Source organism: Leptospira abararensis, assembly GCF_016918735.1.
GTDB lineage: Bacteria > Spirochaetota > Leptospiria > Leptospirales > Leptospiraceae > Leptospira_A > Leptospira_A abararensis.
Genome location: NZ_JAFFPR010000023.1, coordinates 26,201 through 48,531 on the forward strand (window position 1 = coordinate 26,201; position 22,331 = coordinate 48,531).

A 22,331-nucleotide genomic window follows, 5' to 3' on the forward strand; every position below is an offset into this window, starting at 1 on the left:
TGGATAGAAAACTACCAGTCTGGCTTCTGCACCGGTAGTTTCCGGCGAAAACCCAATTTAGATTTTTAGATTGTTTGGCCTAACGTAGACAGACTGAACTACGCTGATATTTCTCATTTGAAATGCAGCCGCACAATAAGCCAAGTAGTATCTCCACTTTCTAATAAAAGTTTCGCTATAACCTTGGTTTCTTACTTCAGTCAGATTTTCTTCAAAACTAGTAAGCCAAATTCTTAAAGTCTTCGCATAACTAAGACCCATATCTTCTAAATGGAAAAGATACATATCTCCTGTGCGATTTATGGCTTGGTTCATCCGGCCAATGGAAGGCAAAAGAGAACCAGGAAAAATATGTTTCTGAATGAAATCGATTCCATTTTTGAAAGATGTAAATCTAGAATCAGGACAGGTGATTACCTGAAGTGCCATAATCCCATCCCTTGTAAGAAGCTCTTGGCATTTCTGAAAGAAGGTTTCATAAAATGCATCCCCCACTGCCTCTAACATTTCTACAGAAACAATCTTCGTGAACTGCCCTTCAATTTTACGATAATCTTGAATTCGAATTTCTATTTTATCAGCAAGACCCTCTTTTTCAATCCGTGCTTTCGCATAAACATATTGTTCTTCGGAAAGAGTAACTGTAGTAACCCGACATCCATAATTTTTTGCTGCATGAATCGATAAAAATCCCCAACCACTTCCAATTTCCAAAAGATGGTCGGCTGGATTTAGTTTTAACTTTTGGCAAAGTGTATCTACTTTCTTAGTTTGAGCTTCTTCCAGTGTCTGGTCCAAGGATTCGAAATAAGCAGAACTATAAGTCATTGTCGGATCTAAAAACAATTTATAAAATTGATTCCCTAAATCATAATGTTCTACGATATTTTTTTTACTCCCAGTTAAGGTGTTTTTTCTTAGAAAATGTAAGAATTTATTACCTAAATTAAACAAATCCAAATGAAATAATTTTTTCTTTGCACCCGAAAGGCTAGGACTGTCATCCACATTTAATATAAACCAAGAGATCACATTTTCAATCGAATCAGTATCCCAATCCCCAGTTAAATAGGATTCTGAAAATCCGATATCTCCGTATAACACTGATTTTTTGAAAAAAACTGGATTTTTCACATGAATCAGCGCTGAATGAAATTTCGGATCAAAGGAAGAATTGGGATCTCCAATGACCAACTGTTCTCCCTCAGGAAGGATCATTCGAAGTGATCCTCTCTTCATGGAACTCATTGCTTTAAAAAATATTTTCCTATAAATGGGAAATTGTTCTACGCTAGATTTGTTCTTTAATTCGGTAAAAAGTTCTGAATCAATCGTGTCTTGTAAGAGGGACTGGTTCTGTGATTTTTCCAAGGGGAACTCCTGTTTGTTTCTCTAAGTTTTGGCCTTTCTGTATGTATGGAATTTTTTTCATCCATAACTTGAAAGCTTGCCAATGAATCAATGTTATTATTTTGACGGTGATGAAAGGAAATTGGGTAAAAAGTTTTAATAAGTATTTAGAATGAAATGGAATTTTTTTTCCAAGAAAGGATGTCGTAAGAATTCGTTTCCCATTTTCATAAGAGTCGACACCGATCTGCAATTGTTCTTTCGGTATGTTCAATCGGAACTCAAATTCGGAATCTAAAGGAATGAAAGGTGAGACATAAAAGTTCTTTTGTTCTCGAATGTACACTTCTGGATTTGCAATCGTACCTTTGGTGTTCTTAAAGTATCCGATGTATGGTTTGATCTCTCCAAACGTATTCCCTACTTCTGCAATGGATACTAGGGGTTGTCCTGAATTGTCATAACAAAAGTAAAAACTAACCGGATTGAATCCGTACCCGAGCACCCTAAGGTTCGTTAATAGAAATATCTTTCCAATGTTTGTTACCCCCGATGCGGTAAGGAAGGCCTTTATGTTTTCATAAATGTTCTCTTTTCCAAACTGGATATGGTCTTTGTCATAAAAGGAAAACAGGTTCCAACGATTTCTGGAAAACCAAAAGCTTTTGTGAGACAACTGGTCTATTTCAGACAAATCCAAATAAAAATTAAAAATCCTATATTGGAATTTGTTAGGTCTTGGAGCGGTCCGTGCATGAAATACGTCCGCTTCATACATACAAGAGTTTAAGTCCATGGATCCCTTTTCAGAATGTTTCGAGAGACATTTACGGCAGACAAAAATCCATCTTCATGGAACCCATACCGAAAGTAAGCACCTGCATAGTAGATCGGACCGGTTTCGTTTAACTCTGGCAGACGGCTTTGTCCAAGAGAAGCTTCTACAGAAAAAAGTGGATGTTCATAATCAATTTTTTTAATGATTTTGTCTTTTCGCACGCGGTCAGGATCATTAATGGTCACAAAATAATTTTGTTTGTTGGAAACATTTTGAAGTCGGTTCATCCAATAGATCGTATAAGGATCCTGTTTTCCACCGGTCCCTTCGACAATTTTGTAATTCCAACTCGACCAACAAGAATTTACCTTTGGCATATCACTGGCATCGGTATGGAGTGTGGCGGTATTGTGTTGGTAACGATAAAGTGGAAGTAACTCACTCTCTGATTTTGTCGGATTTCCTAACAATTTCGCAGAAATATGGCCATGAGTGGCAAGTAAAACTTTATCGAATACTTCCCGTTTTCCTTCGCCAAATACAAGTTCCACCTTACTTTCAGCTGTCCGGTTCACTTGTTTTACAGGTGTATTCAAACGAAAACGATCTTTTATCGGTGCAATGATCCTTTTACTATATTCATGGGATCCTCCATCCACCGTATACCATTGGTGTTGGGTATTCAGTCCCAAAAATCCATGGTTGTAAAAAAAACGGATGAGTGATTTTGCTGGAAATTCTAACATCAAATCTGGTGGAGTGGACCATACTGCCGAACTCATTGGGATTAAATAAAAATTTAGGATGTCTTTCCCATACCCAAAAGTTTCCATATACCGACCCAAATCCCAATCGTCATATTTCGGATCTTCCAAAATCTTTGGTGCCGATTGATTAAACCGGTCGATCTGAAGCAACATCTTCAAATACCGAGGTCGAAAAAGATTTTTTTTCTGAGCAAAGAGTCCAGTAAGCCCAGACCCACAAAACTCTAATTTGGTGGGATCATGTTGTACGCTAAAAGACATGTCCGATTTTTTTGTTGGAACATTCAATGTTTTGAAGAGTCTAAGTAAATTGGGATAGGTTACATGGTTGAATACTATAAACCCAGTATCAATCGGAATGGAAACTCCATTCTCCTCTACCATCACTGTATTGGTATGGCCTCCGATATAATCGGCACTGTCAAAAATCGTTAAATCAAAATCATTTTTTAAAAAGTAGGCGGAGCCGAGACCTGCGATTCCTGTACCAACGATGGCTAATCTTTCTTTCACTTGTTTCCCTGTTGGTGATTAGACCATCAGAGAAAGAGTTGGTTCATTTGTAAGTGAACTTCTTCTGCTTTCTTTTGTGCGACTTGTCCGAAATTTTCTTCTAAAGAACTAAGAGTAATCCCACGAGAAGAATTGATGAGCGATCGTTTCCCTGAGGCTTGGATGATGGATTCTAAATCCCCCCCTTGCGCTCCAAATCCAGGAATAAGAAAATACATTTCTGGATGACGGACACGTAAGGCTTTGATTTCCGAAGGATGGGTTCCTCCCACCACAAGTCCCACTTGGTTCGGATACTCTTCCCCAAGCTTTGCCATCTGATCACTCACCTCTTCATAGAGAAAGATTTCCTTTCCTACCAACTTTTGTTTTTGGAAGTCACTAGAAGAAGGATTGGAAGTAAGTCCGAGGACAAAAATATACCCACCTAGATCCAAGTAAGGAACCAAACTATCTCGGCCCATGTAAGGATTCACTGTCAGAGCATCTACTTTCAAAGATTGGAAAAAGTATTTCGCATACTCTTTGGAGGTATTTGCCAAGTCCCCTCTTTTGGCATCCATCACAATGGGCACTTCTGGGGAAACTTCTCGCATCACTTGTACCATATGTTCTAAGGCAAAGTATCCTTCTGCTCCCAACCGTTCAAAAAAAGCCACATTTGGTTTCCAAGCAGTCGTATAAGAATGGGTATAACGGATGATGGTTTCTGTAAAATGTACGAGCGGAGCTTTGGAATCCAAACTCACTTTAGGTAATTTTTCCAATTCCGGATCGAGACCAATACAAAGTAAGGATTTAAGCGAGTCTCTACGGGAATTGAATTTCTGGATGAAGTTGGATCTTGGATTCAAATTTACTTAGGTTCCTTAAATGGAGTCTTTTGTTTTCTCTTTTCTAATTCCATATCAATATCCCTTTTTTTATAACGACCGTAAATATGACCCGGGATCACCGCCACAGCAGTGATAGGATTGGCCACCACATCTCCAATGGCTCCTCCCACATAGGTGGAATAGGCAGGGGTAAGAAGTTCGTAGGATGAATTCAATTGTTCTTTGTCATTTTTTTCAGCAAAATAATTCAATGCATCATCGGAAGCTCTTGCTTCATGGTAAAGGGCACCCACCACCGGAATTGCATAAACTGCTGCATATAGAGTTCTTTTTTCTCTCTGTGCAAAGTCTTTGGCATGGCCTCCTTCATGAATGACAACAGGAGGCAAATCAGAATATACATTGATTGTGTTTGTAAAAGAATTATAATGATCCCCTCCGATCGTTCCTGCAAACAAACGACCTGGAAGAAAAGTATAAGCAAGTAAAGAAATCGATCCAAAAAAATACCGGACCACTGGGTTGATATTTTTATTTTTCGGAAGTCGTTTCCATTCCGAAAGGGGAGAGTATTGATTGAAACGAACTTTCACATCACGTAAGTTATTTTCTTTAATATAACGAATCAAATAGTCTTTGGTTTCTTTGGAAATATGGTGGTTGTCTGCCTTTAGATTCCAAAGGACTAACTTGGAAGGAAGAGAAAATATCCAATTCCCCGTTTGGTCCAAAATCCAGACCGGTTCCCCTTCTTCAAATTGAGGATCCTCTTCCGTAAACTCTGGACTCGGGAGATATGGATTTCCATAATTGTATGGTTTTTCTAGAGAGTAACAATTGGAAAAACTAAACCCAATCCAAAATAGAATGACAAAACCTTGGAATTTCATAGACTCTCTAGAATTTCCTTTAGTTTTGGATCCACTGGCTCTTGTTTGGTGGGAGTTTGTTTGGGTTTTACGGGTGTCGGCTCATTTTGAGGTTCCGACATCTTTTCCATCATAGGGTTATTATTATATCCAGATAATACTTCCAATCTAGTAAAAAATTCCGATAAAGAATTTCTACCTAATTGGTTCAATTGGTCCTCTCGGTTTCCCCGAAATCCATTGTATGGCACATACCAAAGCAAAGGTACTACCGTTAAAATACTCCCTGTTAAATAACAATTGGTCACACGAGAATCAATTTCATCATAATAGGAAAACTGCTCTTCTTGTGTTCCTGCAATTTGAATTCGCACTTTCATTTTTACAAAACTTAGGTTTTTTGAACACCTGTCCAAAGAAACCAATTGAAATTCATCGACTAGAATTTTTCCTCCTCTATCAAGTAACAAAGGAAAACGGTCTCCTCGGATAGAGAGTTCTTTTCGTATTAAATAAGACAAAGGACCATATTCATTGGGAAGTCCTTCGGGCTTAAAAAAATACCCATCATAAACTCCCATCTTCATTCGGTTTTCCTCATTTACAATGATTTGAATATGATCCATTTTTTTGACATATTCAAAAGCTGTCTCCTTAGGAAAAGGCCGATACACCCGAAGGGAAACTCCGCAGCCCATGGCTAAAAAAGAACCAAACAAAAGCATTATTGTTGAAAAACGAACACTAAAAAACATAAGTGTATCCAAAGTATAAATTCTGAATTAAGTAACTGCGAGAAGGACGTTTGTCCCGACCATCCGCTTCGTAATAAGCAGAGCTCAAATAATAATCTCTTACTCCCGAGTGAAAAGACTCTTGGTTTAAGGCTCGAATTCCTGGCGCATAGGATTCGTTAGCTCTCCAAATGTATTGGATGACTTGTAATCCCAAGTGAAATTTATGGTGCTCTAACGGTTGCCAGTTGAATTGTCCTAATAAATCAAGACCTACAATGGTAGTTTGGACTGGTTTTTCTGAAAAAATGGAATAAGCTTCATCTCCTAAAACTATACCTTCCGCAAACCTCGGTACACCGCCGATTTGTGTGAAAATATCCCTTCTGTATTGGAGCCGACCTAGGGGAGTAAAAAATAAATCTCCCCCCAATTCATAGGAAAAACCATTTTGTAATTTATAATAAAACTTAATCCCAGTACTCGGTGCAAGATAACGCATCGAGTCTCGCATAACGCCCGTCTGTCCCAAGGTCTGGGAGGAAAAAACAGAGTTTGTGTGAAAAGAACCCGCTCGGATTCCGAAATCCCAGCTATAACCAATATTTCTAGAATACTCTTCGAAAATTTTTACTACTAACTTATGTTCTGCGCTATACAAACGATCTGAGTGGTAAGCCGACTGTGTTCCACCCAAAAAACCTAAGGAGATAGAATCATTGGTTGTTTGAAACTGGAAGTAGGTATATTCCAATCCCCATTTTGCCGATTTATGTTTATAAGCCACTCGAGGGGATATAGAACCAGAGGTCCGATTTACATCCTCAAACTCATAGGAATAAGGAAGGGTTCGAATATTCTGGTATCCAATAGGAGAACGCGGATAATACGGAGTCCCTCCTTGGAAAGCAACACGACCATTATCAAGTGCCCATTCATTTCCTGGAGAAAAACTCCCAAACTGAGTAAACCCCCGAAATCCTATTTCCCAAGTACCTTGGTGAAACTCTAAAGAACCTTTGTTCGTTGCAGGTAGATTCGAAGTGATCGGATAAACATCCGTTTGGTGGTCTCGATTTTGGAATTGATCCGCCCGAATCCGTTTTACCTTAGAGCGGAGTTCTTCTGCTTTTTTAGAATACCCACGTTCCTCATAGGATTCCGCTTCTAATTCTAATTTTGTGGCTCTTGTTTCTTGGGCCCAAAGAAAACCAGGCCTTGTCAGAGCAAAAGCAGAAACTAAAAAATAGAAAACGGAAACCCATTTCACAAAGATTTATCCTTTTCGTTTGATATAAGCTTTTGCAAATTCAGGAAGTACAAAAGCCGCTTTATGAATTTCTGGACTATAGTATTTGAGTCCTTTGGGAACACGTTTCGGATCAGGTGTTACTGAATAAGGATCAATCGCATTGGATAAAAAAGTAAAACCAATGATTCCCGAAGGGTACGTCGGAATCGTAGTGTAATAATATCCATACTCAGGAAAAATTTTGGGAATGAAATCAAATAGTGAAGAAATCACATCTCCATGATACCAAAAAGATTCCGCTTGAGTGGCAATGATTCCTGTTGGTTTTAGGGCACTTGCCATATCGCGAAAGAATGGTTCTTTGAAGAGTACTTCTGCTGGCCCCACAGGATCACTCGAATCTACTAAAATCACATCAAAGCGGCCTTTGTTGTCCCTAGCAAATTTTGCCCCATCATCATAATAATGGATGACCTTAGGATCTTTCATGGCATCCGCACATTCGGGAAAGTATTTATAACTAATGTCTACAACTGCTTTGTCAATCTCGCATAACACAACTTCTTTGACGGAAGGGTGTTTTAATACTTCACGAACAGTTCCCCCGTCTCCCCCACCAATCACAAGAACGGATTCTGGGTTGGGATGACTCATCATTGGGATATGGGCAATCATTTCATGATAAGAATGTTCATCCTTATTTGTAACCATTGTTACACCATCGAGTGTAAACATTCTACCAAAGGATTGTGTTTCAAAAATATCGATTTTTTGGAACGGAGATTGTAGGCTTTCGATTGTTTTTGTTACCCGGTAACTCACAGCACGGCCTTTTTCTAATTCCAATTTTTCGGTATACCAAATCTCCATTGATTTCTCCTAAGGTTTCTCTCTTTAAACCAGATTTGATATGGGAAGAAGAAGGTGTAGTTTTTTTTGAAAATTTGGGTTTACTAAAGATTAAAAATTCAACTTGGCGGGAACCAGACCCTTAGGTTCCATTGCCTTGTATGCAGAAATATTCCCGTGTTTTTTACCTGGTTGGTTTTTTATCCATGCCACTATTCATTTTACTTTTGGTTTATGGTTATATCAAAATCAATGAAATGGTGAGTGAAGAAATCCACTGGGGCCATAACAAATCCTTCGCTTTTGGGCAAGCGTCTCGCGAAGGAAAACTCATCCTCCTTGCAGTGACCAAATCTAGGTGTGAGATGTTGCAAGGGCTTGAATGTGGGGAAGGGAAACCAGACCTCGGCACTTACGTCCTTCTTAACTACACCCCCAGAGAGCAGGAATTCCAAACTCTCATCTTGGATGACAGGTTTGCTTCCTTAAAAACCGACCCACTCCCTCAATACTTTCTCTTAAATTCCACAGGGGAAATCCGTCACATGTCCACACAGCTTCCTAGTGTGGAAGAGATGCAAATACTCCCGAAAAAAGAATGATCTTTTTCGAAACCTAATCAAAAATTTCTTGCAACTTCATTTCGACTCCTATACCCTACGGGGTATAGGATAACGGAGGAATTATGTTAGGACTAACCGTTCACAGAAAAAAGAGTTTTGAAGAAACCATCACCGACACAACCGAAGCTTTAAAAAAAGAAGGTTTCGGCGTTCTGACCACCATCGACGTCAAACACACCCTCAAAGAAAAAATCGGAGTCGATTTCAAACGTTATACCATCCTTGGAGCCTGTAACCCTGGTTTTGCGCACAAAGCCCTCCTAACCGCTGATGAAATCGGACTATTACTGCCTTGCAATGTTGTTGTCACCGAAGAAAAAAATGGGGAAACTAAAGTTTCTATCTTTGATCCCATGACCATGACAAAACTAGTTCAAAATCCCGAACTCGAAAAAATTGCCAAAGAAGTACAAGAAAAACTAATTCAGGTCGTCCACCACTTACACGATTGAATTAGATATTTTTTAGGAAATTTTTTGGGGCGCCTCGCCAATGGAATTTTGTTTTCACATTCTATCGATTAGGCGATCCCGCTTTCCGCTCCAATCTTTCTGGAAGGATTGCCTTTAGAAAACATGGGTTCTCCAACCAGAAAGGATTTACGCTGCAATCGGTGGCGCGGAGAAACTTTGTATTAACAAAAATCTCCCCTGTTTTTACAATTGAAGTTTCCCTATCACTTACAAAAAGCTGGTGGATTGTATATTGAGCCTTTCACACGAGTATAACAAACCGTTGATCCTTGTGTAGTCATTCCGAAAAGATTCAGAGGTCCTCCCACAGGATACTGAGCTGTTGACGCAGGACCTTCCGCCCAATCGATGTTATAATTTCCCTCACTTTGTTTGATAAGTAATCCCTTCACAACAGAACTATTGCTTTTGTAACAAGATTTGATATCCCGATTGTTGCTAATGAGAAGCCATGCAACGGGATTAGGGCTCGGGTTTTTGACACAATTGTTTGTTAGAACCCAACTCCCTTCTAATATCGTCCGGGAATCATCAACAGTTGTTTTTTCTCCTGACTGGCACTGGAATGCAGAGACAGAAACTGCCAATGCGATGATTAAACTAATTTTTTTCAAAATTTACTCCTTTGTAGAAATTTATTATTTCTACAAAGAGAGATTAGAAACTTAAATTTTTGACGTAAGTCAAACTATATTCTAACTATTTTTATTAATTTTTCAATTTCAAGGAATCCGTGACCACAAAACAGAAGGTATATGGTAAATCACTATGATTTATTGGCTTGCAACTGAAGAATTTCGATTGGTCCGAGGATGCCCGTGGATATCAGTCCTCTTTTTTTTTCTAACTTTTTTTCCACAACTCTGTCACAACTCCCCCATTCTTGGGTATCCACTAAAGAGGCAGAAAACCTCAAGGAAGGATACCCATTATGTTAGAAAGTTTAAAAGCCCAAGGCCAAGATTTACTTACCCTGGAAAGTTTACCCCCATCAACCGCCATCGAAATTGCGATCGTTGAATGTGCAGTGGAGGACTCGGAAAGATACCACCAGATGCGGAAAAAAATGTTACCGCTTCTGCAAACCCAAAAAGGTTTTCTCGCATGGCGAGCCTTCCGGTCAAATACGAGAGAAGGAATCATGTTAGATCTTTTGTATTGGGAAAACGTAGAAGATTGCCATAAAGCAGGAGAAACACTACAAAATTCCGAAACGGGAAAAGATTTTTTCGCCTTGATGAAACAAACTTTAATCTTTGAAATGTTTGAACGACAAACACTCTAATGAAGACAAATTTACCAGAGGAAACACAATTAATTGAAAAGGCACGGATGGGAGACCGCCGTGCATTAGAATCATTACTCGCCAATGTACAAACTTGGATTTATAATGTCATCCGCCGTATCCTTTTAAATCCACAAGAAGCGGAAGATGCGACACAAGAGGTACTTTTAAAAATTGCCACTAACCTTGCGGCCTATGATCCAATACGTGCTAGTTTTAAAACTTGGGCTTATCGTATTGCCGTCAATCACGCGTTAAATGGAAAGAGAGGTCGTTTAGAGGAAATTACAATAGGGTTTTCGGGCTATGCAAACGAATTAGAGAAAATGCCAGATATAGAGATTCCAACAAACGAACTATCAAACCCTGAAAATTTAATTCTAGTAGAAGAAGCAAAAGCATCTTGTACACTCGGGATGTTACTTTGTTTGGATAGAGAACAAAGGATAAGTTTGATCCTTGCGGATTTGATGGGCTTGAGTGACAAAGACTGTGCAGAGTTACTCGATATTTCCAATGATGCCTTTCGAAAGAGATTAAGTAGAGCACGAAAAGATCTATATACATTTATGGATGATCAGTGTGGACTCATGAATGAAAAAAATCCCTGTCGTTGTTCTAAAAAAATGAAAAGTTTTCAAAACAATGGCTGGATCGATCCAAACCTTCCGCGATTTTCTATGCCCCATGTGCGGAGATTAAAGGAACAGGTGGGAGAAATCCATTGCGAATACGAAGACTTTCAAAGGTTAGACTATCAGGAAATCTTTCGAAATCATCCGTACTACGAAACACCTTCTAAAATATTGGAAGAGATGTTAGTCAAATACAGTCCTGCGGTATAGAATCAAAATTAGATTGGGGGATTAAGAAAATTTTTCCCCAATAGTTCTCTGGGAGCCATTAAACAGGGATCCATCGGCACCAAACTCCAATCAGCTGAAGCCGAAAAAAGGGACTTTTCTAAATCTTGCTATTTTTCCTTTCTGCGCCTATTTTTTAATTGAAATAAAAAAAATAGAATGTCCTACATTGCTTTAACAGCCACAACCAAGTATTTCCTGTTAAATGGCTGTTTTTTGTAGAATTCATGAAAAAGAATATTATTATAATCTTTCTATGTTTAGCACTCGCTATCTCTCTTGTAGGGAATATCTTTACGTACCAGAAAGAAAAATTAGAAAAACCTAACCTCCAAGTTTCTAAACCGGAAAATACGACACCCAGATCACCATCAATAAAGGCAAAAAACCAGGATGTTTCATTATTGTCTGTTTATGTCCTGCCACATCCACCAGATTTTTTAGAAGGACGTAGGATTTATTTCAAAGATTATTATATTCAAAATTTAAATAATAAACAGATCATAATATTCAATGAGATAAAAAATGATGAATGGGTTGAGACAAAAGTAGATAGTGAAGCGGTTCGTTGGAAATGATTGGTAGCAGAAATTCTCTAAATTTTGGATTTGTTTTACTTTCTCTTCTCCTTAACTTAACATCTTTGTATGCGGAGGGGTCTTTCCAAAAAGGGATACTTCTCTTAAAAAATGGTGATACCATTGAAGCGGATTTTACGGAAACGAATGATGCCTATTTCGTTAGATCAGAGAAAATGGGAAAGTATATTCGGAAAAGCGATACTATTGATATTGTCTCAAACGATTACTTCCAAAAGGTGCATGATTCGAATCCTTGGAAAAGTAGTTTGGACTCTGTCCTATATTTTAATTCTTCCGCTTCCTATCAATGGAATCAAAACAAGGAATCGATTTATAAGGAAGATTTAACAGATAGAATTGTTAAAATCAGTTTAATTTTGTTAACGGGTTATTTTTACTTTGATGCACAAAATTCTAACGAAGCTTTGAAACGAACCTATACTGGATTTAATTCCAGTGCAGCAAGAGATCGATTTCAAAGAAGTTATACAAACTACCAAATTGCGGGTGCACTAACCATTTTTACTTTCACTTTCTCGGCAATGAAAGCATACTTTAGATTTGGAAGGAATGTGAGTATGGATCATTTAGGGATTGAAAATCGAAAAATTGTGACGTTAGACGAAAAAAATGAGGCGAAAGCTATGGAGAATTTTTTAAAAGGAATGCAAGATTTGGATCTTATGACTGACGTTGCTTTAAAACAACAATCCATTGAAGCCTGGAAAACCATTCAATTTTCACCGTATTCAGACGAAGAAATGAATGGCAAAATTGTCCGTGAAATGCGAGGAGAAACCATCCCCGATAAGGTAGCAGGTACCAAAGAGGAACTCTTAGTCAAAGAATCAAATGCTGCTGACGCCTTCTTTGGAACAGTGGTTACCTCTTTTCCCGAATTGACCACTCAAGAACTTATCGATATCCGCACACAACTCACGGTAGCTTTAGTTCTCATCCGACTACAAATCGATTATGGGGATGATGTGCAAGGGATTCCAGAAGAATTTCTGGTTATGGTGCGGACAAAAAATGTAGCACTTCGCCAAAAGATCACACAAGAGCTGATGGCTCGCGGAGTAAAAGAAATATGAAACCCATTTCGTCATTAGTATTACTAATCTCTTTATTCCTATTTACCAACTGTAGCGACGAAGAAGCAGAAATTCGGGAAAGAGGGCAAAGGTCTACGATAGTTTCCCTTTTTATGGCTGGTTTTTTTAAACCTAACTATTGTTCAGCTCCAGAGATTCTTCTAGAAGAAGGGAAAGTTTACAATATTACCTTAGAACCGGGGAAAAGATTTTGGTTTACATTTGTTGAAAATCAGGCTTTCAAGCAAGATTACAAAAAAATTAGATTAACTATAAATCGCACGACAACTCAAAACATTTACCTTAGTAGGATAGGCTGCGAATTCACAATAAGCAATCGAGATAGAGGGAATCCTACTTCCTCTACTCCTACTGAAACTATTTATGAGTTTGACTCATATGGAAGTTTCGATTCTACGGGATTTGAAGTTGGTCATTTTTTAGAAATTGAGAATGAAAGTGCCAATGTATCCATTACATACACATTAATTTAACTTATGGAATTTAAAACAATGAGACTGCAGAATATTCTTTTCTATACAATAATTTGCTTTTTTGCGATGTCAGAAATCAGAGCGGATAGGACTTTAGTGATTAAAACAAATGACATTACAAACCCATGCCAAACAGATTTCGATCCCAATTCCACCCAAATTACCTTTTACGGAGATTCTCTGGGTGATTTAGTCGATGCCCCTTTGTATGGGTACTTTGGCTGGGAATGGTATCTTACTGTTCATGAAATGGGTGTAAGGTGGGATATTCAAAACTTAGCAGTTGGCGGAAATCGAAGTTTTGTGATTTAACTTCAAAGTTGCATGTGATTACGACAAACAAGCATATACGAAATTTTTTCCTCACCAAATTTTTTAATCAAAGCCATAGCATCAGCAACGAAAGCTTACTTACAAGTGAAATCCCTACCCCTAACCCACCTCTCCTCCCTTCTCACCCTCCGCTTTTTTCCGAAACACCTCAAGGACCGCACAAAATAAAATCACAGCGCCACCTAACCAAAGTCTTTCGGGTGGCACCTCTCCGAGAAAATACCAGGCCGCTAAACTTCCGTAGATCGGACTTAAGGTAGACAAAGTGCCTGCTGTGGTCACAGATAAATTCGATAAACTGCGAATCCAAATCGTATGAGCAAGTGAGGTAAATACACCGGCCAACACCACTTGAAACAAAAGGTATTTGGGTTCTGCAAGCATCACAAAAAGTCCATCGGCAAAGGGGAGTAAAATCAGGGACGTGGCAATCAATTGAGTGAAAAGAATTTGGGAACTAGGATAGTGGACATGCATCTCTTTAGTGAGTAGGTTGCGAATCGCATACAATACCGCAGAGACCACCCCCCAAACCACTCCTTGGAACATTTGGTTATCCCAAGAAAGATCGGGCACAATGAGAAAGAGTCCAAATAAGGAAAAACATGCCAGAAAAAAAGCAAAAGGTTCGGGACGTTTCCCACCAAACAGTGGCTCCATGAGAGCAGAAAACACAGGATAGGTGAAAAGAGACAACATCCCGACAGCGACAGTGGACACTTGGATGGAGTGAAAGTAAGTCACCCAATGCAGGGCAAATAAAATCCCAATTCCGAAAACAAATAAAAAGTCCTTAAAACTTCGGTAAGAAACCGACTTACCACGAAGCCAGAAAAAAAGACCGAGCAGAATGACAGAAAATAAAGCTCTACCAGAGATGATCGTAACTGCAGGAAAGGGAAGGAGTTTGGCAAACAAAGTGACGTTCCCCATAATGAGGATCGTCAAATTGAGTTCCAATACAGATCGTAAAAAGCTAGGAGAAGAAGACTTCACTTCTTACTTAGGATTCGACCCCCAGAAATTTGGCGATGGATTTTCTATCTTTTTCCAAACTATGTTTGTGAATTTCTTCAATGGCTTTTTCCACAATGGGAGAAACAAATAGAAGACTAGAAACCACATCCACATCATAAGATCTTTTGGATTCGGCCCCATCGGCTTCGTATTTACTTTTCCCTTTGATCACAAACACATTGTCTTTTCCTGGAGGGGAGATTTTGAATTCGTGAGTATTGGTAGTAATGTCAAAAGTGGATTCTTCCAAAAGAGAGAGGTCGTTGAGTGCTGCCGAAAGAACGGCAGGCATGGAACCTTCCAAACTCACTTTCCGTTTTTGGCGGATGATATTTCCGTCCTTGGTTTCTTCCAAAAGAGTTACATTTTTTAAATCAGGGAACTGATCTAGGTGTTTGTATCTCTCTTCTCTTGCATGAAGGAGTTTCTCGAGAGAAACGGGAAATGAATGAGTTACTTGGTATTTCACTATTTTTTCTTACCTTTTTTCTTAGCGGGTTTTGATTTTGGTTTCGCTACTGTTTTTTTTACGGCCTTTTTCGCTGCCTTTTTCACAGCTTTCTTTACCGACTTTTTGTTTGCCGGTTTGGTTGGTTTAGAAGTTTTTTTAGCCGAGGATTTCGGTTTTTCCGCTGTTTTAGAAGCTTTTGGTTTTGGAGCCGCCTTAGTGGGACGATTGACCTCTTCCATCAAATCTTCATCTTCCCAATAGAAAACTTGGTCTGCAGGAGTGGACTGCTCCATAGCCATAGCTTGCGCTTCTAACAATGAATTGTTGGACTCATTAAAATTGGCCAATTTTTGGAATAATAAATTGATTTTTGGATCTTGGAATTTATTACGGATCGTCGCATAAAAATTACGCGCATCTTCCCCTTCTCGGATGGCAAGCTCTATTGCTTTTCTTTCGTCCGCTTTCACTTCTTCGTTTTTGTTTCGATCTAACCGGTCCATTACCTTTTGAATGGTGGAAGAATGAAACTTTTCTATTTCAGAAAGTTGTTTTAAGTTAGGAAGTTCTTTTCCTTCGGCACTTTTATAAATATCTTTGATAAATTTAATATGTTCATCACCATCTAACGCAAGTTGGCTGAACAATTCTCTAATCTGGCCTTCCGGTAAACTTTCGGAAAGTTTTAAATAAAAATTGAAACATTGAACTTCATGTTCAATTGCGGCAGCAACTGCCTCAATAAAGGATGTTTTTTTTAGCGATTTCATAATCCCATTCCCTGGTTTTTAAAAACCATAAATACGATACTCGTGAGTTGTAATCGAATCAAGTATTTTTCACTGATTGAACATCCAACTCTTCCGACTTTGTGGCAGCATAAATGAGCACTTGGGCAAGATAATAGGTGATCATAATTCCCATAGAAGCAGTGAATCGGTCCATTTCTGGTTTTAGAAACATGGAATATGCAATAATGGAATCAGAAAGAATGAATACCAATGCACCCACGAGCCCCAGGTAAAAAGGTTTTGATACGGAATTTCTTGCTGCAGCTCGCCAACCCATCAAACAAATCGCAGAGATGTAGACACCAACTGGAATGAGAAGTGATCCAAGTTTTGGTACGAGAACAAGAAAAAAGGAAGAACCAAAAAGTAAAAAAGGGATAGCCAAGATGGGTTTTACTTTCGAGTCCAATGTGAACGCGTAAGAATAAATCAACTGTGCAATGAGGAAGGAACCAAGTCCAAAAACAAAATATCCTTCTTTGGGAAGCGCAAGAAAAGCATCTCCAAAAAGAGAAAACACAAGGCCTACAGCCACCAATTTCCCACGTTTTTCCAAATTCGGAAAGTAGCGGAAGAGTGCTACAATGAGGATCAGGATGGGAATGATTTTTGAAGGGAGATAGAGGGCATCCTGCTTTGTGATCGTAGCGATCGCAAAAAGATGCACAACAGAATAGAGAACAAACAAAACAATTTCTTTAGCCATATTTCTTACTTTACAGGGATATCATTCTCGAGATTTCATCAGATGAAAGCCCGAGTGATCAGCCTATGAAACAAACACGACCCTTGTCCATCTTTTTCTTAATCTGTCTCCTATGTACACAAACTTTGTCCGCAAGAGAAGTGCCCTCTGGTGGCGAAATGTTGATTGATCTGATGGTGGCGCGTCCAATGGGACTTGCAGGAACCGTTCTCGGAACTGCAGCTTTTATCGTTGCCTCCCCTTTCACACTCCTGTCAGGAACTTTCTTGCAATCCGGCAGACGCCTTGTGGTTTACCCGGCAAAATTCACCTTCACACGTGGGTTAGGCGACTTCCCAGGTTATATGGAAGATTACCAAATCGTAGAGGAATAAATTGAACGAATTTCTATTTTCAGACTTCCCTGAAGTTTCGACTGAGGATTGGAAAAACCAAATCCTGAAAGATTTAAAAGGTAACCCTTGGGACAAAGTCACTTGGGAAACAGAAGAAGGTTTCAAAATCGAACCCTTCTATCGCAAAGAAGATACGAAAGACCTGCCAAGAGTTTATAAACGTAACCCTGGTTGGAATGTGACGGAAACCGTAACTTCCGAATCGGACCTGAGTGACCTCTCTAAAAAAGGTGCCGATGCCGCAATCCTTATCTCTCACGAAGAAAAAGGAAATCAGTTTGGACTAAAAATAAGCTCTGCTGCCGATTTAGAAAATTTGGCTGGCCTGACAGAGAAACTTCCTTTAGTAATTTCTCTTGCCACAAGAACGCTCTCCTTTGCCGAATCCCTTAAAAAGCTCACTTCTTCGCATAACACTGTACTTGGCGATTATGATCCTTATGGGACAGCACTTCTTTGTGGGGAACTAGGAACCGAAGAAAGTTCTATAGGCAAATCCTTTGCCGCACTTTCCGGATCCAAAGGTTTTGCTGGCGTTGGAATTCACAGTTATTACTTACGTGATTCTGGAGCTTCCATCGGCCAGGAACTGGCCTATTCCCTCTCCTGGGGAGTGGATTATTTAAATCGTCACATAGATACAGGCGTTTCTATCGAAGATGCAGCCTCCAACATTTGGTTTTGGATGGGGATTGGTTCTGACTACTTCACAGAAATCGCTAAATTCCGAGCTATACGAATCCTCTGGACGGAAATTTTAAATGCTTACAAACCAGGACTGGGGGAATCAGTTCCAGCTCTCATCGTAGCAAGGACTTCCAGTTTTCAATTCACAGCCTATGATCCTTATGTAAACATGTTACGAGGAACAACGGCTGCCATGTCTGCTGTTATGGGTGGGGCAGATTTCGTATCAGTATTACCATTTGATTCCGAATACTCCACGCAACAAGAGTTAGGCAAACGAATTGCAAGAAACTCACAACTCCTCCTTCGTTATGAATCCTTTCTCGACAAAGTGGAAGACCCGGCTGCCGGTTCTTATTATTTAGAAGTCCTTACCAAAAAACTAGCAGAAACAGCTTGGGCCAAATTCCAAACCCTAGAATCAGAAGGTGGATTTGGGGAGGCCTTAAAAAAAGGTACTATCCAAAAGGAAATCAAATCTCGGGCTAATAAAAAAAGAACGGCCCTGGCGACTAAAAAAGAAATTTTACTCGGAACGAACCAATACCCTCTTCCTTCCGAAAGACATCCGGAACTCGCAACTTCATTAAAAGAAGTAGAGAATCGGGGAAACTTTTCCAACAAATCGACATACACTCGTTTGGTGCCTGTCCGGTTGTCGTATGAATTTGACAAATGGAGAAATATCACAGACGCGCACTTAGCTTCTGGGAAAAAACTCCCAAAGATTTTTTTACTTACCATTGGTGACCTAACCATGCGGAAAGCAAGGGCCGGTTTTAGTTCCAACTTTCTCGGTTGTCTCGGATATGAAATTATCGACACCCTTGGATTTTCTTCGGTCAAGGAAGGTGTGTCGGAGGCCAAAGGATTGGGGGCTGATATCGTTGTTCTCTGTTCGTCTGACGAAGAGTATGCGACCTATCTCCCTGAATTTGCTTCGGAGATGAAAACCCAATTGCCAAACTCTTGGAAATTACTTGCTGGATATCCAAAAGATCTCATCGCACAAGCAGAGTCACTCGGAATCAACGACTTCATCCATATGAAACGTAACATCGTGGAATTTATGGAAAAAGCCCAAACCAAATGGATCGGGAAATAAAATGAACAAACCTAATTTTGCAAAACTCCCTCTTTCTTTCGGTTCAGAGAAACCTGATCCAAAGGCCATTTCCCTTTGGCAAACAGCAGAAGGAATCGCCATCCAGTCTCGTTATGCGAAGACTGATTTGGAAGGAATGGAACATCTCAGTTACGCTGCAGGAATTCCCCCTTACTTACGCGGACCCTATTCCACAATGTATGTCAACAAACCTTGGACGGTCCGCCAATATGCAGGATTTTCCACTGCCGAAGAATCCAATGCCTTTTATCGTAGAAACTTAGCCGCAGGCCAGAAGGGACTTTCTGTTGCCTTTGACCTTGCCACCCATCGCGGGTACGACTCGGACCACGAACGAGTCGTAGGAGATGTGGGTAAAGCTGGTGTGGCGATCGATTCGGTTTTGGATATGAAGATCCTCTTCGACCAAATCCCACTCGACCAAATGTCCGTTTCCATGACTATGAACGGGGCCGTCATTCCTGTCCTTGCCTTTTATATTGTTGCCGCAGAAGAACAAGGCGTCTCCAAAGACAAACTTTCCGGCACCATCCAAAACGATATTTTGAAAGAGTTTATGGTGCGTAACACTTACATTTACCCACCTAAACATTCGATGAAAATCATCGCAGATATTTTTGGCTATACTTCCAAATATATGCCTAAGTTTAACTCGATTTCCATTTCCGGGTATCATATGCAAGAAGCCGGTGCGACAGCCGACTTAGAACTTGCTTATACTCTTGCGGATGGTTGGGAATACATCAAAACGGGAATTGCTTCTGGACTTACGGTAGATGAGTTTGCTCCAAGGCTTTCCTTCTTTTGGGCGATTGGAATGAACCATTTTATGGAAATTGCCAAAATGCGTGCGGGCCGTCTCCTTTGGGCAAAAATAGTGAACCAATTCCAACCAAAGTCTAACAAATCTTTGGCGCTACGAACCCATTGCCAAACTTCAGGTTGGTCACTCACAGAACAAGATCCATTCAACAACGTTGGAAGGACTTGTATTGAAGCTATGGCTGCAGCCCTTGGCCACACTCAGTCCTTACATACCAATGCACTGGATGAAGCGATTGCTCTTCCTACTGACTTCTCAGCAAGGATTGCAAGAAATACACAGATCTACTTACAAGAAGAAACCAATATCAACCGAGTGATCGATCCTTGGGGTGGTTCCTTTTATGTAGAAAAACTCACAAACGACCTAGTTCACAAAGCTTGGAATTTAATTCTCGAAGTACAAAAGTTAGGTGGCATGGCAGAAGCCATTGAGACTGGAATCCCTAAGATGCGTATCGAAGAAGCATCCGCAAGAAAACAGGCCCGGATCGATTCTGGCAAAGATGTGATTGTGGGAGTGAATCGTTTCCGTTTGGATAAAGAAGCTCCTATTGATATTTTAGACATTGATAATACTGCTGTTCGTATTGCTCAAATCAAACGTTTGGAACAAATGAAAAAAGATCGCGACAGTACTGCCGTAGAAGCCGCGTTAAACGCCATCACCAAATGTGCCGAAACCGGGGATGGAAATTTTTTGGAACTCGCAGTGGATGCAGCGCGCAAACGTGCTTCTCTCGGTGAGATTTCCTATGCCATGGAAAAAGTATTTGGGAGGTACAAAGCAGTGATTCGTTCCATCTCAGGAGTGTATTCCTCCGAAATTTCCGAAGACAAAGGGTATCTGGAAGCAAGAGATCTTGCGGATGAATTTGCCAAACTCGAAGGCCGTCGTCCACGGATCATGGTTGCCAAAATGGGCCAAGATGGACATGACAGGGGTGCCAAAGTGATCTCTACTAGTTTTGCTGATATGGGCTTTGACGTTGATATCGGGCCTCTTTTCCAAACTCCCGCAGAGGTCGCAAAACAAGTTGTGGAAAACGATTGCCATATCTTAGGAGTGTCTTCCCTAGCTGCAGGCCACAAAACTTTAGTTCCCCAAGTGATTGAGGAATTAAAGAAACTCGGGGCCGAGGATGTGCTTGTGGTCGTCGGTGGAGTGATTCCGGCCCAAGACTACGACTTCCTCTATAAGTCTGGCGCCACGGCCATTTTTGGACCGGGAACTGTGATTTCAGAAGCGGCCAAACAAATTCTAAATATCCTCCTCGGCGAAAGAAGAGCCGCTTAAGGCCTCTAATTGTAAAGAAGGGTATCTTCACCAAACACCGATTTGTCTAATAGGACAGTCGGTGTTTTTGTATCTTTCGCACTCAGGTAAAAAACCAATATGGAAACACCAAACGAGGACATGGGCCAAAAGAAAACTCCTAAGGAAGAATCGAATCCAAAGTCGGCACTTTCGGTAAATCCTGGTGTGGCCGATGCCCCAGCCATTTCTCCCTACATTCGTGACCAAAGAAAAACTCTCTCTCGTAAAGAAACTACCGCAGAGGAATTAGCAGACGGAGTTCTATCGGGAAACCGAACCCACCTCTCAAAGGCAATCACTCTGGTAGAAAGTAATTTAGAAGCCCATAACGATAAAGCCCAAGCCATTCTGGAACTTGTGATGCATAAAGTTGGCAATTCGATTCGCATTGGAATTACAGGAGTTCCCGGTGTTGGGAAATCCACTTTCATCGAAAGTTTTGGAAGTTATCTTTTGGAACAAAATCATAAACTCGCAGTGCTTGCGATTGATCCGAGTAGCCAAAGAACCAAAGGTTCTATTTTGGGGGACAAAACAAGGATGGAGGTTCTATCCAAATCTGCCAATGCCTTCATTCGTCCCTCACCTAGCAGTGGTTCTCTCGGAGGGGTTGCCCGTAAAACCCGAGAATCCATGTATCTCTGTGAAGCCGCAGGGTTTGATACCATCATTATTGAAACAGTCGGTGTCGGACAATCGGAAACCCAAGTCCACTCCATGGTGGATTTTTTCTTGTTACTGATGCTTGCAGGTGCCGGAGACGAACTCCAAGGAATCAAACGGGGAATTATGGAGATGGCGGACCTCATCGCCATCAACAAAGCAGACGGGCCAAACGAACCTTATGCGATGCGTGCCCGGGTGGAATATGAATCTGCCCTCCACCTTTTTCCTGCTCCTGAATCCAAATGGACACCGAGAGCCACCACTTGTAGTGCGATCGGCGGCAGAGGCATTGCTGAAATTTGGAAACTCATTTTGGATTATGTTTCCGCAACAAAAACAAACGGTTATTATGCGAAAAATAGGGAAGACCAAACCCGAATGTGGTTTGAAGAAACTCTCAAAGAAGTAGTCCTCGAACAGTTCTTTGCTAGGCCTGGCAAAAAAGAATCCATCAAAACCTCGGAGAAAAAACTAATGTCCGGCCAGTCCACTCTCTTAAAAGAAATCAAACATCTGATGGATTGATTAAAAAAAACCATCACGTTTGCGACGCGATGGCATTTGCATTGGCAATGGAATATTTAATGGAAATTGTACGCTAGTCACCAGTCAAAGTATCGAAGACCAGAATTCAGTTGTACGATAATAGCGGAAATTT

24 protein-coding genes and 1 pseudogene are annotated in these 22,331 nt (G+C 40.3%); 12 read left to right on the forward strand and 13 right to left on the reverse strand.

Annotated features, from left to right (window positions below; genetic code table 11):
• Nucleotides 1-57 precede the first annotated feature (57 nt).
• The 8 genes from JWG40_RS07725 to speE are packed head-to-tail and all read right to left on the reverse strand — an operon-like array spanning nucleotide 58 to nucleotide 7,969.
• On the reverse strand, nucleotides 58-1,371 hold the full coding sequence (locus JWG40_RS07725; protein WP_205285262.1) for an SAM-dependent methyltransferase: 1,314 nt from the start codon (nucleotides 1,369-1,371) through the stop codon (nucleotides 58-60).
• Nucleotides 1,328-2,128 carry a DUF1365 domain-containing protein gene (locus JWG40_RS07730; RefSeq protein ID WP_205285301.1) on the reverse strand — a complete coding sequence of 267 codons (801 nt, stop codon included), beginning with the start codon at nucleotides 2,126-2,128 and terminating at the stop codon, nucleotides 1,328-1,330. The genes JWG40_RS07725 and JWG40_RS07730 overlap by 44 nt, the downstream gene beginning before the upstream one ends.
• Before the next feature lie 8 nt (nucleotides 2,129-2,136).
• On the reverse strand, nucleotides 2,137-3,408 hold the full coding sequence (locus JWG40_RS07735) for an NAD(P)/FAD-dependent oxidoreductase (RefSeq protein WP_205285263.1): 1,272 nt from the start codon (nucleotides 3,406-3,408) through the stop codon (nucleotides 2,137-2,139).
• Between the two features lie 26 nt (nucleotides 3,409-3,434).
• Nucleotides 3,435-4,262 carry an orotidine-5'-phosphate decarboxylase gene (gene pyrF, locus JWG40_RS07740; RefSeq protein WP_205285264.1) on the reverse strand — a complete coding sequence of 276 codons (828 nt, stop codon included), beginning with the start codon at nucleotides 4,260-4,262 and terminating at the stop codon, nucleotides 3,435-3,437.
• A gap of 2 nt (nucleotides 4,263-4,264) precedes the next feature.
• Complete coding sequence (locus JWG40_RS07745) at nucleotides 4,265-5,134, reverse strand: hypothetical protein (RefSeq protein ID WP_205285265.1); 870 nt, start codon at nucleotides 5,132-5,134, stop codon at nucleotides 4,265-4,267.
• A complete protein-coding gene (locus JWG40_RS07750; RefSeq protein ID WP_205285266.1) occupies nucleotides 5,131-5,868 on the reverse strand; it encodes a hypothetical protein in 738 nt (245 codons plus the stop codon). The genes JWG40_RS07745 and JWG40_RS07750 overlap by 4 nt, the downstream gene beginning before the upstream one ends.
• Nucleotides 5,858-7,117, reverse strand: a complete 1,260-nt coding sequence (locus JWG40_RS07755; protein WP_205285267.1) for a hypothetical protein — start codon at nucleotides 7,115-7,117, stop codon at nucleotides 5,858-5,860. Before JWG40_RS07755 ends, JWG40_RS07750 begins: the two co-directional genes overlap by 11 nt.
• Before the next feature lie 6 nt (nucleotides 7,118-7,123).
• A complete protein-coding gene (speE, locus tag JWG40_RS07760; RefSeq protein ID WP_002975754.1) occupies nucleotides 7,124-7,969 on the reverse strand; it encodes a polyamine aminopropyltransferase in 846 nt (281 codons plus the stop codon).
• 140 nt (nucleotides 7,970-8,109) lie between these two features.
• Here speE and JWG40_RS07765 point away from each other — a divergent pair, with 140 nt between their 5' ends.
• Nucleotides 8,110-8,550: a hypothetical protein gene (locus JWG40_RS07765; protein ID WP_205285268.1), complete on the forward strand. Its 441-nt coding sequence runs from the start codon at nucleotides 8,110-8,112 to the stop codon at nucleotides 8,548-8,550.
• Nucleotides 8,551-8,633: 83 nt separating this feature from the next.
• On the forward strand, nucleotides 8,634-9,023 hold the full coding sequence (locus tag JWG40_RS07770) for a DUF302 domain-containing protein (RefSeq protein WP_205285269.1): 390 nt from the start codon (nucleotides 8,634-8,636) through the stop codon (nucleotides 9,021-9,023).
• Nucleotides 9,024-9,247: 224 nt separating this feature from the next.
• On the opposite strand, the gene JWG40_RS07775 is transcribed toward JWG40_RS07770, so the two are convergent.
• On the reverse strand, nucleotides 9,248-9,658 hold the full coding sequence (locus JWG40_RS07775; protein ID WP_205285270.1) for a hypothetical protein: 411 nt from the start codon (nucleotides 9,656-9,658) through the stop codon (nucleotides 9,248-9,250).
• 317 nt (nucleotides 9,659-9,975) lie between these two features.
• Between JWG40_RS07775 and JWG40_RS07780 the strand changes: the two genes are divergently transcribed.
• The 6 genes and pseudogenes from JWG40_RS07780 to JWG40_RS19905 form a co-directional block, all read left to right on the forward strand.
• Nucleotides 9,976-10,329, forward strand: a complete 354-nt coding sequence (locus JWG40_RS07780; protein WP_205285271.1) for an antibiotic biosynthesis monooxygenase family protein — start codon at nucleotides 9,976-9,978, stop codon at nucleotides 10,327-10,329.
• Nucleotides 10,329-11,174, forward strand: coding sequence for an RNA polymerase sigma factor (locus JWG40_RS07785; RefSeq protein ID WP_205285272.1), 846 nt, complete (start codon nucleotides 10,329-10,331; stop codon nucleotides 11,172-11,174). The genes JWG40_RS07780 and JWG40_RS07785 overlap by 1 nt, the downstream gene beginning before the upstream one ends.
• Before the next feature lie 245 nt (nucleotides 11,175-11,419).
• Nucleotides 11,420-11,770, forward strand: a complete 351-nt coding sequence (locus JWG40_RS07790; protein WP_205285273.1) for a hypothetical protein — start codon at nucleotides 11,420-11,422, stop codon at nucleotides 11,768-11,770.
• On the forward strand, nucleotides 11,767-12,867 hold the full coding sequence (locus JWG40_RS07795) for a hypothetical protein (RefSeq protein ID WP_205285274.1): 1,101 nt from the start codon (nucleotides 11,767-11,769) through the stop codon (nucleotides 12,865-12,867). Before JWG40_RS07790 ends, JWG40_RS07795 begins: the two co-directional genes overlap by 4 nt.
• On the forward strand, nucleotides 12,864-13,361 hold the full coding sequence (locus JWG40_RS07800; protein WP_205285275.1) for a hypothetical protein: 498 nt from the start codon (nucleotides 12,864-12,866) through the stop codon (nucleotides 13,359-13,361). Before JWG40_RS07795 ends, JWG40_RS07800 begins: the two co-directional genes overlap by 4 nt.
• Nucleotides 13,362-13,499: 138 nt before the next feature.
• Nucleotides 13,500-13,652, forward strand: a pseudogene (locus JWG40_RS19905) (LIC10707 family hydrolase); the annotation flags it as partial.
• Nucleotides 13,653-13,793: 141 nt separating this feature from the next.
• On the opposite strand, the gene JWG40_RS07810 reads toward JWG40_RS19905, so the two are convergent.
• From JWG40_RS07810 to JWG40_RS07825, 4 genes are read right to left on the reverse strand one after another with little or no spacing between them, the layout of a single operon-like run.
• Entirely contained in the window at nucleotides 13,794-14,642 is an 849-nt protein-coding gene (locus JWG40_RS07810; RefSeq protein WP_232369253.1) for a DMT family transporter, read from the reverse strand.
• Nucleotides 14,643-14,697: 55 nt separating this feature from the next.
• On the reverse strand, nucleotides 14,698-15,180 hold the full coding sequence (locus JWG40_RS07815) for a DUF2505 family protein (protein WP_205285277.1): 483 nt from the start codon (nucleotides 15,178-15,180) through the stop codon (nucleotides 14,698-14,700).
• Complete coding sequence (locus JWG40_RS07820; RefSeq protein ID WP_205285278.1) at nucleotides 15,180-15,932, reverse strand: ferritin-like domain-containing protein; 753 nt, start codon at nucleotides 15,930-15,932, stop codon at nucleotides 15,180-15,182. Before JWG40_RS07820 ends, JWG40_RS07815 begins: the two co-directional genes overlap by 1 nt.
• Nucleotides 15,933-15,990: 58 nt before the next feature.
• The gene (locus JWG40_RS07825) at nucleotides 15,991-16,659 is read right to left on the reverse strand and encodes a lysoplasmalogenase (RefSeq protein ID WP_205285279.1); all 669 of its coding nucleotides are present in this window, start codon (nucleotides 16,657-16,659) and stop codon (nucleotides 15,991-15,993) included.
• 65 nt (nucleotides 16,660-16,724) lie between these two features.
• Here JWG40_RS07825 and JWG40_RS07830 point away from each other — a divergent pair, with 65 nt between their 5' ends.
• The 4 genes from JWG40_RS07830 (at nucleotide 16,725) to meaB (ending at nucleotide 22,198) form a co-directional block, all read left to right on the forward strand.
• Nucleotides 16,725-17,033 (forward strand): hypothetical protein, encoded by a 309-nt coding sequence (locus JWG40_RS07830; RefSeq protein WP_232369254.1) that lies wholly within the window; start codon nucleotides 16,725-16,727, stop codon nucleotides 17,031-17,033.
• A gap of 1 nt (nucleotide 17,034) precedes the next feature.
• Complete coding sequence (locus tag JWG40_RS07835; protein ID WP_205285280.1) at nucleotides 17,035-18,846, forward strand: methylmalonyl-CoA mutase family protein; 1,812 nt, start codon at nucleotides 17,035-17,037, stop codon at nucleotides 18,844-18,846.
• A 1-nt stretch (nucleotide 18,847) separates the two neighbouring features.
• Nucleotides 18,848-20,986: a methylmalonyl-CoA mutase gene (gene scpA, locus JWG40_RS07840; protein WP_205285281.1), complete on the forward strand. Its 2,139-nt coding sequence runs from the start codon at nucleotides 18,848-18,850 to the stop codon at nucleotides 20,984-20,986.
• A 99-nt stretch (nucleotides 20,987-21,085) separates the two neighbouring features.
• The gene (gene meaB / locus JWG40_RS07845; RefSeq protein ID WP_205285282.1) at nucleotides 21,086-22,198 is read left to right on the forward strand and encodes a methylmalonyl Co-A mutase-associated GTPase MeaB; all 1,113 of its coding nucleotides are present in this window, start codon (nucleotides 21,086-21,088) and stop codon (nucleotides 22,196-22,198) included.
• Nucleotides 22,199-22,331: the final 133 nt, after the last annotated feature.